4 protein-coding genes are annotated in these 17748 nt (G+C 74.0%); all 4 read right to left on the reverse strand.

Features of this window, described 5'->3' with window-relative positions; all coding sequences use genetic code 11:
• Positions 1–50: 50 nt before the first annotated feature.
• Positions 51–7817: an amino acid adenylation domain-containing protein gene (locus ACN265_RS26220; RefSeq protein WP_421410254.1), complete on the reverse strand. Its 7767-nt coding sequence runs from the start codon at positions 7815–7817 to the stop codon at positions 51–53.
• A complete protein-coding gene (locus ACN265_RS26225) occupies positions 7814–15901 on the reverse strand; it encodes an amino acid adenylation domain-containing protein (RefSeq protein WP_421410256.1) in 8088 nt (2695 codons plus the stop codon). Before ACN265_RS26225 ends, ACN265_RS26220 begins: the two co-directional genes overlap by 4 nt.
• A 54-nt stretch (positions 15902–15955) precedes the next feature.
• A complete protein-coding gene (locus tag ACN265_RS26230; RefSeq protein WP_204927302.1) occupies positions 15956–16189 on the reverse strand; it encodes an MbtH family protein in 234 nt (77 codons plus the stop codon).
• A gap of 208 nt (positions 16190–16397) precedes the next feature.
• Positions 16398–17210 carry a helix-turn-helix domain-containing protein gene (locus ACN265_RS26235; RefSeq protein ID WP_204927303.1) on the reverse strand — a complete coding sequence of 271 codons (813 nt, stop codon included), beginning with the start codon at positions 17208–17210 and terminating at the stop codon, positions 16398–16400.
• Positions 17211–17748: the final 538 nt, after the last annotated feature.

Here is a 17748-nt window from a genome sequence, read left to right on the forward strand (position 1 = left end):
GGGTGGGGTCGGCCGACGGACGGCCGCTGGTCGGTGGGAGGGCGGCCGGGTCAGTCGGCGGCCGGCACCGGTTCGGGCAGGCGCGCGGCCAGCCGGGCGGGGGTGGGGTGCGCCATCAGCTCCACGACCTCCAGGTCGACGCCGAGCGCCGCCTCGACGCCGTGCACCAGCCGCATCGCGGTCAACGAGTCCCCGCCCAGGTCGAAGAAGTCGTCGTCGACCCCCGCCGGCACCCCCAGCACCTCGCTGAACAGCTCGCACAGCCGGGCCGGCAGCCCGTCGAGCGGCGCGGCGGCGACCGGGTCGGCCGTGGGCACCGGCGGCGCGGGCAGGGCCGCCCGGTCGAGCTTGCCGGTCGGCCCGAGCGGCAACGCGTCGAGCGCGACGAACGCCGCCGGCACCTGGTGCGCCGGCAGGCTCGCGGCCAGTTCGTCGCGCAACCGGACCGGATCGAACGGGGCTGCCGGCGTCGGCACCACGTACCCGACGATCCGGCGGATGCCCGGCACGTCCTCGCGGACCGCCGTCGCCGCCGCCAGCACCCCGGCGCAGCGGGCCAGCGCCGCGTCGATCTCGCCCAGTTCGACGCGGAAGCCCCGCACCTTGACCTGCTGGTCGTCGCGCCCGTGGAAGACCACCTGGCCGGCGGGGTCCCAGGCTGCCCGGTCCCCGGTGCGGTACATCCGCTCCCCCGGCCCGCCGAACGGGTCGGCCAGGAACCGCTCGGCGGTCAGCCCGGGGCGGTCCAGGTAGCCCCGGGCCAGGCCGACGCCGGTCAGGTAGAGGTCACCCACCACCCCCGGGGGCACCGGACGCAGGAAACCGTCCAGCACGTGCACCCGGGTGTTCCAGATGGGCCGCCCGATCGGCACGTACGCCGCCCGGCTGCCCGCCGGCACCGGCCAGTGGGTGACGTCCACGGACGCCTCGGTGGGCCCGTACAGGTTGTGCAGGTCCGCGCCGCAGGTGGCGTGGAACCGGTGGGCGAGTTCCGGGTCCAGTGCCTCGCCGCTGCAGATCACCCGGCGCAGGCCGACGCAGTGCGCCGCGACCGGCTCGGCCAGGAAGGCGGCCAGCACCGACGGTACGAAGTGGGCGGTGGTGACCCGCTGCCGCTCGATCAGCCGGGCCAGCCTGGTCGGGTCCCGCTGGTCGTCCGCGTCGGCGACGACGACCGCCGCGCCGGTGGACAGCGGCCAGAACATCTCCCACACCGACACGTCGAAGCTGAGGCTCGTCTTGTGCAGGACCCGGTCGGCGGCGGTCAGCCGGTACCGGTCCTGCATCCAGGCCAGCCGGTTGACGATGCCGGCGTGCGGCACGACGACGCCCTTGGGCCGGCCGGTCGAGCCGGAGGTGTAGATGACGTAGGCGGGATGGGCGACGCGCAGCGGCGTGGACCGGTCCCGGTCGGTGGGGGCGGTCGCCGGTTGCCGGGCGAGCAGTTCCCCCACGGCCGGGGCGTCGACGTCGAGGCAGCGGTCGGCGGGGCAGCCCGCGGCGACCCACTGCCCGACGGTCCCCCCGGTCGTCAGCACGCAGTCGGCCCCGCTGTCGCTGACCATCAGGGCCCGCCGTGCCGCCGGATACTCCGGGTCCACCGGCAGGTACGCGGCACCCGCCTTGACCGTGGCGAGGATCGCCACCAGGCTGGCCGTGGAGCGGGGCAGCGCGACGGCCACCACCCGTTCCGGGCCGACGCCGCGCCCGATCAGCAGGTGGGCCAGCCGGTTGGCGGCGGCGTCCAGGTCGGCGTAGCTCAGCTCCCCGTCGCCGTCGTGGACGGCGACCGCGTCCGGGGTGCGTCGCACCTGCGCCTCGAACCGGCCGACCAGCGTGTCCGGGTCGGTCCGGGCCGGCGGGACGGTCGTGTCGTTGGCCTCGGCGAGCAGCCGCCGGTCCGCCCCGGTGAGCGGGGACAGCCGGGCCACCGGGATACCCGGGTCGGCGACGACCGCCGCCAGCAGCGCCCGCAACCGTTCCAGCACCGCGTCGGCGGTCGCCGGGGAGACCAGATCCGGCTGGTGGCTGAGGCGGATCCGCATCCGGGCCCCGGGGAGCACCACCACGGCGAGCGGGTAGTGGGTGGCGTCGCGGCCCTGCACGTCGGTGATCCGGGCCTCGCCCAGGGCCGGGGTGCCGTCCAGCGCGACCGGGTAGTTCTCGAAGACGTACAGGGTGTCGAAGAGGGTGCCGGGGGTGCCGGCGAGCCGCTGCACCGCGCCCAGCCCCAGGTACTGGTGCGGCACCAGCGCGGACTGCTCGCCGTGCAGCCGGGTCAGCAGGTCGCCGAACGCCTCCCCGGGGCCGGTCCGTACCCGTACCGGCAGCGTGTTGAGGAACAGCCCCACCATCGTCGCGACGCCGGGCAGCTCCGGCGGGCGGCCCGCCACCGGCATCCCGAACACCACGTCGGCACGCCCGGTCAGGTAACCGAGCAGCACCCCCCAGGCGGCCTGGAGCACGGTGTTCACCGTGACGCCCCGCTCCCGGGCCAGGGCGGTCAGCGCCGCCGTCAGCCCCTCGTCCAGCTCGACGTCGAGGTCGCGGGGCAGCGCCGTCGGGTGGGCGGCACCCGGCCCGGCCAGCAGGGTCGGTTCGGCCAGCCCGGCCAGCGCCGTCCGCCACGCCTCCTCGGCGGCCGGCCGGTCCTGCCGGGCCACCCAGTCCAGATAGGTGCGGAACGGCACCGGCGGCGGCGGGGCGGCGGCCCCCCGATGGTGCTCGTAGAGCGCGATCAGGTCGCGGACGACGAGCGACAGCGACCAGCCGTCGAGCAGGATGTGGTGGTGGGTGAAGTCGAGGCGGTACCGTTCGGCACCCAGGCGGACCAGGCTGAACCGCAGCAGCGGCGGCCGGGCCGGGTCGAAGCGTCGACGCCGTTGCGTGTCGGCGATGCGGGCGGCCTCGGCCTGCGCCTGCCCGGCGGGCAGCGCCGACAGGTCGACCTCCTGCCAGGGCAGCTCGACGCCGTCGCCGATCACCTGCACCGGGGGGCCGGTGAGCCGCTGCCGGAACGCCGCACCCAGGTGCGGGTGCCGGGTCAGCAGGTCCCGGGCGGCCCGACGCAGGGCCGCCGGGTCCAGCCGGCCGGTCAGCTCCAGGGTCAGCTGGGCGGTGTAGACGTCCGCGCCGGTCCCGGCGTACGTGGCGTGGTAGAGGATGCCCTCCTGCAACGGGGCCAGCGGCAGCAGGTCGGTCAGCCGGGGATGCTCGGCCGAGATCGTGTCCAGCTCCCCCTGACCGATCGTGACCAGCGGAAAGTCGGAGGGGATCCGGCCCACCGCCGGGGTCGCGGTGCTGTCCGCCAGCACCTCCAGCGCGCGCAGCCACCCGTCGGCCAGCTCGCGGACCCGGGCCTCGGGCACGGCGTCGCCGGCCCAGGTCCAGGTGGCCCGCAGCTGCGGCCCGTCGGCGAGGTCCACGGTGACGGCGTTCAGCGACACCGCGTGCGGCAGCGGCATGTCCGCGTCGACGTCACCGCCGAGGGCGTCCTGCGGTACGGGGGTCCAGTCCGCCTCGGCCGTGCCGCCACCGAGCCGGCCCAGGTAGTTGAAGCCGAGCTGCGGGCGGCCCAGTCCGGCGAGTTCGGGGCCGGTGGCCAGGTTCAGGTAGCGCAGTAACCCGTACCCGATGCCGTGGTCGGGCACCGCGCGGAGCTGCTCCTTGACCCGCCGCACGACGGTGCCGACGGCGGGCCCGGCGGCCCACACCTGCGCCCAGTCCACCGCCCCCGGGTCCAGTCGCACCGGGTACAGGCTGGTGAACCAGCCGACGGTACGGGCGACGTCGACGTGGTCGGCCAGCGGCTCCCGGCCGTGGCTCTCGACGTCGACCAGCAGCCCGCCGGGCCGGCCCGACGCGACCGCGACGGTCAGCGCGGCCAGCAGCACCTCGTCGACCCGGGCGTGCAGCGCGTCCGGCACCCGGCGCAGCAGCGCCGCCGACAGCTCCACCGGGACGGTCTGCGCCAGCGAACGGGCGGTCCGGGCGGTGTCCCGGGCCGGGTCCAGGGCACGGACGCCGACCGGCGGCGGGGGCGCGGCCAGCATCCCGCGCCACAGGTCCAGTTCGGCGCTGCGGGCCGGTCGGGTCGCCTCCTCGCCCAGCAGCGTCGACCACCGCCGGTACGAGGTGGTGACCGGGGCCAGCTCGGGCCGTCCACCGGCGGACACGGCCGCCCACGCGGCGGCCAGGTCGGGCAGCAGGATCCGCCAGGACGTCGCGTCGACGGCGAGGTGGTGGGCGGCCAGCAGCAGCCGGCCCCGGTGCCCGGGTCCGGCGTCGAACCAGACGGCCTGGAGCATCATCCGCGCACCCGGCGCGAGCCGGGCCTGGGCCGCCGCCGCGTGGTCGGCGACGATCCGGCGGCGGTCCGGCTCCGGCGTGTCCGGGTCGACGGGCACCCGGGTCAGCACCGACGCGGCCGGTACGCTGCCCGGTGCCGCCACGTCCAGCCGCCACGGGCCGTCGGGGCAGGACGGCCGGTCCAGCCGCATCCGCAGCGTGTCGTGCCGGTCCAGCACCGCCTGGAGGGCGGCACGGAGATCCGGTTCGGTCAGGTCGGCGGGGACCCGGACCACCATGGACTGGTAGTAGCCGTCGACCGGTCCGCCGGCCGCCCGCAGCCACTCCATGATCGGCGTCGGCTCGAACTCGCCCACCCCGTCGTCGGCACGGCTGACGGCGGCGTCCCGGCTGTGGTCGGCGGCCAGGTCGGCGACGGCGGCGAGCCGGGCGACGGTCGGGTGCGCGACGACGTCCCGGGGCCGGATGGCCAGCCCCTCGCTCTGCGCCCGGCTGACCAGCTGGATCGACGAGATGCTGTCGCCGCCGAGGCCGAAGAAGCTGTCCGTGACGCCGACCGTGGGCACCCCCAGCACCTCGGCGAACAGGTCGCACAGCAGCTTCTCGGTGGCGGTGCCCGGCTGGTCGGCGGGGGTCGTCGGCTCCTGGTCGGGTGCGGGCAGGGCCGCCCGGTCGACCTTGCCGTTGCGGTTCAGCGGCAGGGCCGCCAGGGGCACCAGGACGTTCGGCACCATGTACTCGGGCAGGTGGCCGGCGACGAAGGCGCGGACCGTGGCCGGGTCGGGGGCGGGGCCGTCCGGCGGGCCCACCAGGTAGCCGACGAGTTGCCGCCCGCCCGCGCCCACCTCCCGGACGACCACCGCCGCCTGGGCGACCGTGTCGTGCCGGGTCAGCACCGCCTCCACCTCGCCCGGTTCGATCCGGTGGCCGCGCACCTTCACCTGGTCGTCCACCCGGCCGACGAACTCCAGCTCGCCGTCGGGACGCCAGCGCACCAGGTCACCGGTGCGGTACATCCGCTCCCCCGGCCCCGCGTACGGGTCGGCCAGGAACCGGGTCGCGGTCAGCCCCGGCCGGCGCAGGTAGCCCCGGGCCAGGGCCCGGCCGGAGACGTACAGTTCACCGGCCACCCCGGCGGGGACCAGCCGCAGGGCGTCGTCGAGGACGTACACCTGGCAGTTGCGGACCGGACGGCCGATGGGCACGGCGGCCCCGGACCCGGCCCGGTCGGCCCGCAGGTCGGCGCTCATGGTGGCGCAGACCGTCGTCTCCGTCGGGCCGTACGCGTTGACCATGCGGCGGCCCTCCGCCCAGCGGGTCACCAGTTCGGCGGGGCACGCCTCGCCGGCCAGCACCAGGGAACGCAGGGTGGGCAGGGGCTGCGCGGCCAGCGGGGTGAGCACCGCCGGGGGCAGCGTCGCGTGGGTGATCCCGTGGGCCCGGACGAAGTCGGCGAGCAGGTCGCCGACGAGCAGCCGTTCGGTCGGCACGACGAGGGCCGCGCCCGAGGTCAACGCCATGCACAGTTCCCAGAACGAGGCGTCGAAGCTGGGTGAGGCGAACTGGAGGACGCGGGCCCGACCGTCCACGCCGAGCCGGTCGGCCTGGGTGGCGGCGAGGCTGCTGACGCCCTGGTGGGTGACGACGACGCCCTTCGGCCGGCCGGTGGACCCGGAGGTGAAGATCACGTACGCCGGGTGGGTCGGCAGCAGCGGGGTGCGGCGGTCCCGGTCGGTGGGGTCGCGGTCCGGGTGCCCGGACAGCTCGGCGAGCAGCGCCGGGTCGTCGAGGTCGATCCGGGGCAGGTCGGCGGCCACGGCGGCGGCGCGGGCCGTCGGCGCGGCGTCCGCCCCGGCGAACACCACGCCGGCCGGCGCGGCGTCGGCGAGCATCTGCGCGACGCGCGGGCCCGGGTACTCCGGGTCGACCGGCAGGTACCCGGCTCCCGCCTTGGTCACCGCGAGGATCGCGGTGACCAGGTCCACCCCGCGCGGCAGGACCAGCGCGACGAGCTGCTCCGGGCCGATCCCCCGGGCGATCAGCGCGTGGGCGAGCCGGTTCGCCCGCGCGTTCAACCCCCCGTACGTCAGCCGGTCCGCCCCGCAGCGGACGGCGACCGCGTCGGGCGTGCCGGCCGCCCACGCCTCGACCAGGGCCGGCAGGGTCGCCACCGGCACCGGGTCGGGGTTGCGGCCCTGGGTCGACAGCCGGAGCCGCTCGGGCACGTCGAGCAGGTCGAGCCGGCCGGTACGCGTCCCGAGCAGGGTGGGCAGTTCGGTCAGCAGCCGGGTGAACCGGCGCAGCAGCCCCCGGGCGAACCCCACCGGGAACAGGTCGGGCCGGTACGACAGCCGCATCCGCAGCCGGGTGCCGGCCGCCGCGTTCAGGCTCAGCGGGTAGTGGGCGGCGTCGGCGGCACCCGCCTCCACCCGCAGCGGCCCGCAGCGCAGCTCACCGGAGTCGGGGAAGTTCTCGAACGCGACGCAGGTGTCGAACAGCTCGCCGGTCCCGGCGACCTTCTGGATGTCGGCCAGGCCCAGGTGGTGGTGCTCGATGAGCTGCGCCTGCTCGTGCTGGAGGCGGGTCAGCAGCGCCGACAGGGGTTCGTCGCGGCGCAGCCGGACCCGTACCGGCACCACGTTCATCAGCAGCCCGACCATGTTCTCGGACCCGGGCAGCTCGGGTGGCCGGCCGGAGACCGCCGCGCCGAACGTCACGTCGTCGCGTCCGGTGAGCTGGCCGATCAGCAGCGCCCACGCGCCCTGCACGAGGGTGTTGACGGTGAGGTCGTGCCGCCTGGCGAACGCCACCAGGTCCGCCGTGGCCGCCGGGTCGAGTTCGGCAGGCAGGTCGCCGGGCCAGACCGGGACGCGGGTCGGGTCGGCCGGGGCGACGAGGGTGGGCCCGGCCAGGTCCGCCAGCGCCGTGCGCCAGGCCGCCTCCGCGCCCGGCCGGTCCCGCCCGGCCAGCCAGCCCAGGAAGTCCCGGTACGACGGGGCCGGTGGCAGCACGTCGCCCTGCTCGTAGAGGGAGCACAGGTCACGGATGAGCAGGGCGGTGGACCAGCCGTCGAGCAGGATGTGGTGGTAGGTGACGACCAGCCGGTGCCGGTGGCTGTCGACCCGGATCAGCCGGAACCCGATCAGCGGGGCCCGCCGCAGGTCGAACCGCCGTCCCTGGTCGGCCTCGGTGTGCCGGGCGAGGGCGGCGTCCGGGTCCTCCTGCGGTGCGACGGTGACCTCCGTCCAGGACAGCTCCGGCTGGCGGACGACCACCTGCACGGGTGGGCCGGAGCGGCGTTCCCGGAAACTCGCCCGCAGGTTGGGGTAGCGGCGCAGCAGCGCCTCCGCCGCCGCCCGCAGCGCGGCGACGTCCAGCGGACCGTGCAGGTCCAGGATCAGCTGCGCGGTCTGCACCTCCGGCCCGCTGCTCTGGTGCCAGGAGTGGAACATCATCCCGGCCTGCAGGGGTGCCAGCGGCAGAATGTCCTCGATGCTCGACGTGGTCATGACACCGCTCCCTGTTCCGCCGCCAGTTCCTGCTCAAGGTCGTCGATCTCGTCCTGGCTCAGCGTGACCAGCGTCAGGTCCGACGGCGTGGGACCGCCGGCGGCGGGTGCCGTCGCGCCGGCCACCACCGCCTCCAGGGCGGCGTGCCAGTCGTCCGCGAGGTCGGCCACGTCGGTCTCGGCCAGCAGTTCCGCCGGCCACGACCAGGTGGTCCGCAGGTGCGGGCCGGTCGGGCCGTCGACGGTGACGGCGGCGACCTCCAGCACGTGCGGCACGGGGTGCCGGGGATCGGCCCCGCCCCGCAGCACCGCGCCCTCCTCGGCCGGCCCCCAGTCGTCCGGTGCGGCGGCGGGGAACCGGCCCAGGTAGTTGAAGGCCACCTGGGGGGCCGGCATCCCGGCCAGCACCGGGCCGGTACGCGGGTCGAGATAGCGCAGTACGCCGTACCCGCCGGCGGGTGGCAGGGCGCGGAGCTGCTCCTTGATCCGTTTCACCGCGGCGCTGACCGCCTGACCGCCGGAGCGGACCTGCGCGGCGTCCACCGGACCCGGGTCGAGCCGGACGGGGTGGATGCGGGTGAACCAGCCGACGGTGCGGGACAGGTCGGCGTCCGGCACCAGACCGTCGCGGCCGTGCCCCTCCAGGTTGACCAGCACCCCGTCGGTGCCGCCCCGGCCCCGCCGGGCCAGCCACGGCGGCAGCGCCAGGGCCAGCGCGGTCAGCAGGATCTCGTCCACCCCGGTGCGGTACGCGGCCGGGGCGGTGGTGAGCACGGCCGAGGTGCAGTCCGTCGAGGCGCTGCGGGAGAGGCTGCGCAGCCGGGCGAAGACGTCGACCCGGGGGTCGAGGGGGCGCTCGCCGAGCGGCGTCGCCGGCCGGTCCAGCAGCCGCGTCCAGCCGGCCAGTTCGTCCTCGCGGACCGGTCCGTCGGTGAGCGCCGCGACCTGCCGTGCCCAGCCACGCAGGGACGTGCCCACCGGCTCCAACGTCGGCGGTCTCCCGTCGCCGAGCGCGGCGCAGGCGGCCCGGAGGTCGGCGAGCAGGATGCGCCACGACACCCCGTCGACGGCGAAGTGGTGGACGACCAGCAGCAGCCGGTTGCCGGTCTGCGGGCCGGCCGGGAACCAGACGGCCTGCACGAGCACCCCGTCGGCGGGACGCAACCGGTCCCGGGCGGCCTGTGCCTGGTCGGCGAGGGCCGTCGAGCGCCCGGCCGGGGTGGCGTCGGTCAGGTCGACGGTGTGCAGGCAGTCCTCGGCGCGTACCGCCCCGGCGGGCGGGATCTCCAGCTCCCACGGCCCGTCCCCGGTTCGGGCCCGCATCCGCAGCGCGGGATGGTGGTCGAGCAGCGCCTGCAGCGCCTCCCGCACCTGGTCGACGGTCGTCGCGGCGGGCACCCGGACCAGCATCGACTGGCTGAACGCCTCCAGTGGGCCGCCCAACTCCTCCCGGGCCCAGGCCAGGATCGGCGTCACCGGCACCGCGCCGGTCGCGTCGTCCGGGCGTTCGACGGTCCGGTCGTCCACGGTGGTCGCCACGGCGGCCAGGGCGCGGACGGTGCGCTGCTGGTAGACGTCCTTCGGTTTGAGGTGCAGGCCGGCGCGACGGGCCCGGCTGACCAGTTGGATGGACATGATGCTGTCGCCGCCGAGGCCGAAGAAGCTGCCGTCGATGCCCACCTCGGGCACGCCGAGCAGTTCGGCGAAGAGGTCACAGAGGAGGCGTTCGGCCGGGGTCCGGGCGGCCGGGCCGGTGACCGCGCCGTCGAGGTCGGGTTCGGGCAGCGCCGCCCGGTCGACCTTCCCGGTGGGCGTCAGCGGCAGCGCGTCGAGCACCATGAGCCGGGCCGGCAGCAGGTACTCGGGAAGCTGGTGGCGCAGCCACTCGCGTACCTCGGTGGCGGTGAGGGTGGCGGTGCCGGCCGGCGTGACGTAGCCGACCAGGGTGACCCGGCCGGGCCCGTCGGTGCGGGCGGTCACCACGGCCGCGCCGACCGCCGGGTGCCGGGCGAGGGTGCCCTCGATCTCGCCGGGCTCGACCCGGAAGCCCCTGATGTTGACCATGTTGTCGACCCGGCCGGCGTACTCCAGGTCGCCGTCGGGGCGCAGCCGCACCCGGTCACCGGTGCGGTACAGCCGCCCACCGGGCCGGCTGCCGTACGGGTCGGCGACGAACCGCTCGGCGGTCAGCGCCGGCCGGCCGGCGTACCCCCGGGCCAGCCGCGCGCCGCCGACGTACAGTTCGCCGACCGCGCCGATCGGGACGGGGACCAGCATCGGGTCGAGGACGTGGGCGGTCAGCCCGGCCACCTCGCGGCCGATCCGGCTCAGACCGTCCCCGACGTCGTCCGGCCTGAGGGTACGGGCGGTGACGTGCACGGTGGTCTCGGTGATCCCGTACATGTTGACCAGCCGGGGCCGGTCCCAGCCGTGCCGCGCGGCCCAGCGGCGCACCGACGCGTGTTCCAGCGCCTCGCCGCCGAAGATCACCCAGCGCAGCGCGTGCGGCTGGTCCGACCGGGAGTCGACCTCCTCGAACTGGGCGAAGGACGAGGGGGTCTGGTTGAGCACGGTCACCCCGGCCCCGGTCACCAGCCGGTGGAAGTCCTCCGGGTTGCGGGAGACCCAGTAGGGCACCACGACCAGCCGGCCGCCGGTGCTCAACGCACCCCAGATCTCCCAGACGGAGAAGTCGAACGACATGCTGTGGAACATCGACCAGACGTCGTCGGGGCCGGCGTCCAGGAAGTCCCGCCCCCAGTGCAGCAGCCGGGTGACCGCGGAGTGCGGGACGGTGACGCCCTTGGGCCGGCCGGTCGAGCCCGACGTGTAGATCACATACGCCGCACTGTCCCCGCTCACCCCCGGCGACGCCGGCACCCCCACCGGCGCGGCCGGCACCCCCACCGCCGCACCCTCGGCATCCACTTCCACCACCCGCCACGGACCCGACGGCAACCGCCCCGCCACACCCGAACCCCCCAACACCACCGACACACCCGAATCCACCAACATCAACGACAACCGCTCCACCGGATAATCAACATCCAACGGCACATACGCCGCACCAACCTTCAACACCCCCAAACACCACACCACCGCATCCACCGACCGCCCCACACACACCCCCACCAACCCACCACCACCCACACCCAAACCCCGCAACAACCCCGCCACCCGATCCGACAACACCCCCAACTCCCCATACGTCAACACCACCTCCCCACACACCACCGCCACCGCACCCGGCGACACACCCACCCACCGACCCACCAACTCATGCACCAACTCGCCTGCGCCCGCGTCCGCCGGGTCGGTCCACGCCACCGGCCCCGCCGGACCGGTGACCCCCGGGCCCGCCGCCGCCACGTCGACCAGGGCCGGCACGCCGGTCGGGGCCGGCCCGGTCGTCAGCGGTCCGCGCAGGTAGTGACGGTCGGGGGCGGTCACCATGTCCCAGAGGGCGGCCACGAACCAGTCGCGCAGCAGCCGGACCTGCTCGGCCCGCACCGCGTCGGTGTGGAAGTCCATCGCCAGCAGCACCCGGTCGGAGACCGGGTCCCGGACGACCCCGATGTTGAGCGGGAAGTTCGTCGGCTCGGCCCGGACGGTGGAGAAGCTGCCGATCTTGCCGTCGAGGATCTCGGTGCCCCGGTCGGACAGCATCTCGGCCATCACGTGGAAGTGGTTGTAGACGAAGTTGACGTTGACCGGCTGGTCCATGCCGAGCCGGCGTTGCATCTCGGCCATCGGGAAGCGGCGGTGCGGCAACATGTCCCGTTCGGCCGCGAAGACCTCGGCGATCAGGTCGGTCCACCGGCCGTCCGGCAGCACCAGCCGGAACGGCAGCGTGTTGAGGAACAGCCCACGGACGTCGTCGCCGCCACGCTCCTCGGGGCGGCCGTTGGCGGTCACCCCGACCAGGACGTCCGTCGCGCCGGTGGCGTAGCCGACGGTACGCAGGCAGGCGGCGACGAAGAGGGTCTTCAGCGAGGCGCCGCACCGGGTGGCCAGCTCCCGCAGGGCCGTGCAGAGTTCCGGGCTGAGCACCGTCTCGACCGAGCCGTACCGTTGGCGGGCGTCGGTGGCGTACCACCACTCGCCCGTGAAGCGGGACTCGGCGGGCAGCTCCGGCACCGGCCCGTCGGGCCAGCGCAGCAGCCGGGTGTCCGGCGGGTCGGCCAGCCGCTCGCGCCAGAACTGCTCGGTCTCCGCCGACGTCAGCGCGGCGCGTTCCAGCTCGACGAAGTCGCGGTACTGCGCGCTCAACGGCGGGTCGGTCGGCTCCACGCCGGCACGTAGGCCCTGGTAGACCCGCATGATCTCGCTGAGGGTGGAGTGCAGGCTCCAGCCGTCGAACACGGCGTGGTGCTCGGTCAGCGTCCACTGGAACACCTCGTCCGAGCGGCGGTGCACGTGCATCCGCAGCAGCGGCGGGCGGTCGTGGTCGAACGGGGTGACCCGCTGGTGTTCCAGGTAGGACCGGACGATCTCGTCCTGCGCCGCCTCGTCCAGGTGACGCAGGTCGTCGACGCCGACCGGCAGGACCGCCTCGGCGTGCACCAGTTGCAGCGGCTCGCTGTGGTCGGTCAACGACAGCGCCGTGCGCAGGATCGGATGCCGGCGTACCACGTGGGCGACCGCCCGGGTGAAGGCGTCCGCCTCGAACGGTGCCCGCACCTTCATGCTGTCGACGTTGTGGTACGGCAGCCGCTCCAGGTCGCGGGTCATCTCGTAGACCATGCCCACCTGCAACGCGGTCATCGGGTACGCGTCGACGAGACCGTCCGGCAGGTGCGCCCGGTCGGTGGCGGCGACCAGTTCGAACGGTCGACGTACCGGGGCGTCGGGCAGGTCGACGACCGTGCAGACGGTGGCGAGTTCGGCGACCGTCGGCCGGTGGAACAGCTCCTGCAACGCGAAGGAGATGCCGCTGGCGCGGGCCGCGCCGAGCACCCGGATGCTGCGGATCGAGTCCCCACCCAGGTGGAAGAAGTTGTCGTGCCGGCCCACCTGGACCGGGCCGAGCGCCTCGACCCAGATCTCGGCGAGCCGCCGCTCGACCGGTCCCTGCGGCGCCACGTAGTCACCGCTGCCGGCGGGGCGGGCCTCGTCCGGGTCGGGCAGCCGCCGGTGGTCGGTCTTGCCGCTCGGCGTCAGCGGGATCGCCGCCAACTCCACGAACCGCCCCGGCACCATGTAGTCCGGCAGCCGGTCCGCCAGCCACTGCCGCAGGTCGGCGACCGGCACCGCCGACCCGGCCTCCCCCGACACGTACGCGATGAGCTGCGGTGCCCCGGCGTCGTCGGGGCGGATGGTGACCGCCGCGGCGGTGACGCCGGGGAACTGGTGGGCGGTCGCCTCGATCTCGGTCAGCTCCACCCGGAAGCCGCGGATCTTGACCTGGCTGTCGGCGCGGCCCGCGTACTCCAGGGTCCCGTCCGGACGCCACCGGGCCAGGTCGCCGCTGCGGTAGAGGCGGGCCCCCGGCTCGGCGCCCACCGGGTCCGCTACGAAACGTCCCGCGGTCAGGCCGGGTTGGCCGAGGTAGCCCCGGGCCACCCCCGGACCGCCGACGTACATCTCCCCGGTGACGCCGACCGGGCAGGGGCGCAGGTACCGGTCCAGGACGTGGATCGCCAGGTCCGCCAGGGGGCGGCCGATCTGGGTGAGCGCCCGGTCCAGGTCGTCCGGCACGATCTCGCGGAAGGTGTCGTGCACGGTGGTCTCGGTGATCCCGTACATGTTGACCAGCCGGGGGCGGTCCGCGCCGTGCCGCTGCGTCCACCGGCGTACCGAGCCGCGTTCCAACGCCTCACCGGCGAAGATGACGTAGCGCAGCCGCAGCGGGTCGCGCAGGCGGGCGTCGACGGCCTCGAACTGGACGAACGCCGACGGCGTCTGACTGAACACGGTCACCTGCGCGTCCCGGACCAGCGCGTACAGGTCCTCGGGGCTGCGGGAGACCCAGTAGGGCACCACGACCAGCCGGCCGCCGGTGCTCAACGCACCCCAGATCTCCCAGACGCTGACGTCGAACGACATGCTGTGGAACATCGACCAGACGTCGTCGGGGCCGAACCGGAACTCCCGGGCCGCCGAGGCGAACAGCCGGGCGGCGTTGCGGTGGGTCACCGTGACGCCCTTGGGTCGGCCGGTCGAGCCCGACGTGTAGATCACATACGCCGCACTGTCCCCCGTCACCACCGGAGCCGGCACCTCCGCCCCCTGCCCAGCCTCCGGCTCCGGACCGTCCACACCGATCTCCACCACCCGCCACGAACCCGACGGCAACCGCCCCGCCACACCCGAACCCCCCAACACCACCGACACACCCGAATCCACCAACATCAACGACAACCGCTCCACCGGATAATCAACATCCAACGGCACATACGCCGCACCAACCTTCAACACCCCCAAACACCACACCACCGCATCCACCGACCGCCCCACACACACCCCCACCAACCCACCACCACCCACACCCAAACCCCGCAACAACCCCGCCACCCGATCCGACAACACCCCCAACTCCCCATACGTCAACACCACCTCCCCACACACCACCGCCACCGCACCCGGCGACACACCCACCCACCGACCCACCAACTCATGCACCAACTCGCCGTCGGGAAGGTCCACCGGGGACGGTGTGGTCCAGGACCGCACCAGCTCCCGCTCGGTGTCGTCCATCGCCGCGAGCTGCCCGATCGCCAGGTCAGGCCGGTCGAGGGCGCTGCCCAGCAGACTCGACCAGTGCCGGAAGAAGTGTTCGACCGTGGGGCGCAGGAACAGGTCCGTGCAGTACTCGATCTCGACGTCGTACCGGCCGGCCACGTCGTAGACGGTGAACGTGAGGTCCAGCTTCGCGGTGTCCGTCGGCACGAACTCGCGGCTCAGGAACGACCCGCCGACCGCACCCGGCCCGTTCTCGTGGAACGCGAACAGCACCTGCACGAGCGGGCCGTGGCTCGGCACCCGCTGCGGCACCAGCCGGTTGACCAGGTGGTCGAACGGCACGTCCAGGTGTTCCAGGGCGGCCAGCACCGACTCCTGGGTACGCGCCACGACGGTTCCGAACGTCGGTTCGCCGCTCAGGTCGGTACGGGACACCATTGTGCCGGCGAACAACCCGACCACGTCCAGGAACCGGCTGTCCCCCCGGCCGGCGACCGGCGAACCGACGACCACGTCGGTCTGGCCGCTCTGCCGGTGCAGGAAGACCGTGAAGGCCGCCAGCAGCACCACGTACGGCGTGACCCCGTGCTGGCCGGCCAGCTCCCGCACCCGGTCGCGGAACTGCGGCGGCACCGTGAACCGCAGGGTCTCCCCGCGATAGCTGAAGTCCCGGGGCCGGTTGCGGTCCCGCCCGAGTTCGAGCAGTTCCGGCGCGCCCCGCAACTGCGCCACGCGGCTGTCGAGTTCCCGCTGCGCCTGCGGTCCGGCCAGCCACCGCTGCTGCCGGAGGCAGTGCTCGACGTAGGCCGGCACCGCCGACCCGGCGGTGTCCCCCGACCCGCCGGCGGCACCGGCCCCGACGGCGTTGCTCGATCCGGCGGCGTCGCTCTGCCGCGGGCCGTCGCCGAGGCCGGCGGCGTCGCTGAGGCCGACGGCGAGTTCGCGTTCGATGATCTCCAGGGAGAGGCCGTCGACGGCGATGTGGTGGAAGGTCAGGTGGAGCAGCCCTACCTGGCCGTCGACCGTGAAGACGGCTGCCCGGACCAGGGGCCCGACGCGCAGGTCGAACGGGGCGCGGGACACCTCCCGGACCACCTCGGCGCTGCGCGCGTCGCGCTCGGCGGCGGGGTGGTCGGTGAGGTCGTGGACCGTCAGGGGAACCTCGCGGGTGGACACCAGCCGCTGCACGGGCTCGCCGTCGACCTCGTCGAAGGCCAGGAACAACGCGTCGTGCCGGGCCAGCAGGCGCCCGACGGTGGCGACGACCGCCGGCAGCGGCACGTCGACCCGCAACCGCCACGAGACCGGGACGTGGTACGCGGCACTCGCCGGCGTCAGCCGGTCGAGGAACCACAGCCGCTGCTGCTCGCTGCTCAACGGCCAGCGCCGATTGTCCTCAGCCATACGAAACTCTCCTGACAGAAGGTGCACCTGCTGCGCCACGGCGAATGGGTGCAATTACTCGGTACGAAGGGCGGCGTCATCGGCCCGAGCCATCGCGAGAGCGAGGCTTCTCGGCCGCATGTCCTGCCAGTTCTCCTCCACGTACCGGAGTGCCCCGTCCCGATCGCCCGGCCCCCATGCCACGGTCCAGCCCGCGGGCACCTCGGCGAATTCCGGCCACAGCGAGTGCTGCGACTCCGCATTCACCAGCACCAGAAACGTGCCGTCCGCATCGTCGAAAGGATTCATGTCCGCCTCCGGTCCATATCGATGGCCGCAGGAGTCCACAAAGCCTCCGGAAGCGGCGTGGAGAATCCTGCCCGGCGGTGCGGACGGCGGCCAGAAATTGCCACTTTCCTAAACTGACAGTTGGGGCCCGTGACCGGCGGGGACCTCAGGCGCGCCGGACCGGCCGGGGTGCAATTCACCGACGGCGGAGGGGATGCGGGAACGGCGGCTACGCGGCTTCGGCCACCGGGATCAGCGACACGATCTGCAGGTCGCTCGTGCTCGGGTCGGTGAGGGTGACCACGTCGACCAGGGTCGTTCGGTGGTCGCTGGCCAGCCGGATGCCGCGCCGCGACCGCAGGGTACGCCCGGACGGGGGGTGGGCGGCCCACAGGCAACGGGCCTCGGGACTGGTCTGAAGGCAGGCGTCGACGAGCGCGGCGATCCCGGTGTCCTGCGGGTGCAGCGCCTGGGCGATGCGCATCTGGGTGAGCAGCGGCGCCGCCCAGTCGGTGTCCCAGTTGACCAGCCGCCGCCGGGCGTCCGCGTCGGTGAACAGCCAGCGTGGATAGCTGGGATCGGTGCGCAGCCAGGGATAGTAGGACTCGCACACGTCGTTGTGCAGCACCACCCGCGCGTACCGGTCGAGCACGTAGGTCGCCCAGCGTTGCCCCTCGACGAACTGGCGCAGGGCGGTGCCGAGGACGGTCGGGGAGGCGCCGGCCGGTGCGGGTGAGGGCATCCGGCCGATCGCGAGGAGGTACAGCAGTTCCCGCTCGTGCCGGTCGAGTCGCAGCGCCCCGGCGACGGCGTCGAGGAAGGCGTCGGAGTAGTTGGCGCGTACGCCGCGTTCGAGGTTGCTGTACCAGACGACGCTCACCCCGACCAGTTCCGCGACCTCCTCCTGGGTGACGTTGGACCGGCGTCCCCGACGCCTCCGGGCGACCTGGTGGTCATCCGGCGGAAGCCGGTGCCGCCAGGCTTTGACGCAGGCGGCCAACTCGCTGTTCTGGTCCGCCGAGACCTGCCGGATGGCAACCATTTCTCCCTCGTTCTGGCGCAGCCGCCATGAATGTTTGTTTCCAGATCGGGGCCCGGCCGAATCGGGGCACCGGCCACCGTTCACACGGCTCCGCGGCGAGCCGAAAGCGGGACGGACCGCTCGGCCACAGTTGCCCGGTACCGGGGCCGGCAGATCCTGGGCAGCATTCGACCAAATGGTCGACAGCCACTCGTGACGCCGCCGGCACAATGCCGTCCAACGGCTGTCACGAATATGGATGCTACCGGCTCCGGACCTCGCCACCAATAGTCATGTTTCGATTGCATCACTGTCTGGTCACTCAGCAGGAAAAATCGCGCGGATCGCGCCGGCATATCGGACACCTGTCCGTATTGCGCCCCTTGGCCGCGTCCACGCGGCGGCGCACTAATTGCCCTTGATCACCGCGTTGGGTGGTTAGCAACCCATCCGTAATCCGTGGAGCCGTCACCCCCGGTAGTGCGAAGCCTCCGCTCACCGACAGCGACCGCACCGATTCTCCGGGGCCCGTTCCACCGATGTCCACGACCCCCATCGC

It is taken from the genome of Micromonospora sp. WMMD730 (genome assembly GCF_049178955.1).
Lineage (GTDB): Bacteria > Actinomycetota > Actinomycetes > Mycobacteriales > Micromonosporaceae > Micromonospora > Micromonospora wenchangensis.

Coding starts and splice junctions, on each gene's coding strand:
- ACN265_RS26220 (WP_421410254.1), bottom strand. CDS start 7,817: ATGACCACGTCGAGCATCGAGGACATTCTGCCGCTGGCACCCCTGCAG.
- ACN265_RS26225 (WP_421410256.1), bottom strand. CDS start 15,901: ATGGCTGAGGACAATCGGCGCTGGCCGTTGAGCAGCGAGCAGCAGCGG.
- ACN265_RS26230 (WP_204927302.1), bottom strand. CDS start 16,189: ATGAATCCTTTCGACGATGCGGACGGCACGTTTCTGGTGCTGGTGAAT.
- ACN265_RS26235 (WP_204927303.1), bottom strand. CDS start 17,210: ATGGTTGCCATCCGGCAGGTCTCGGCGGACCAGAACAGCGAGTTGGCC.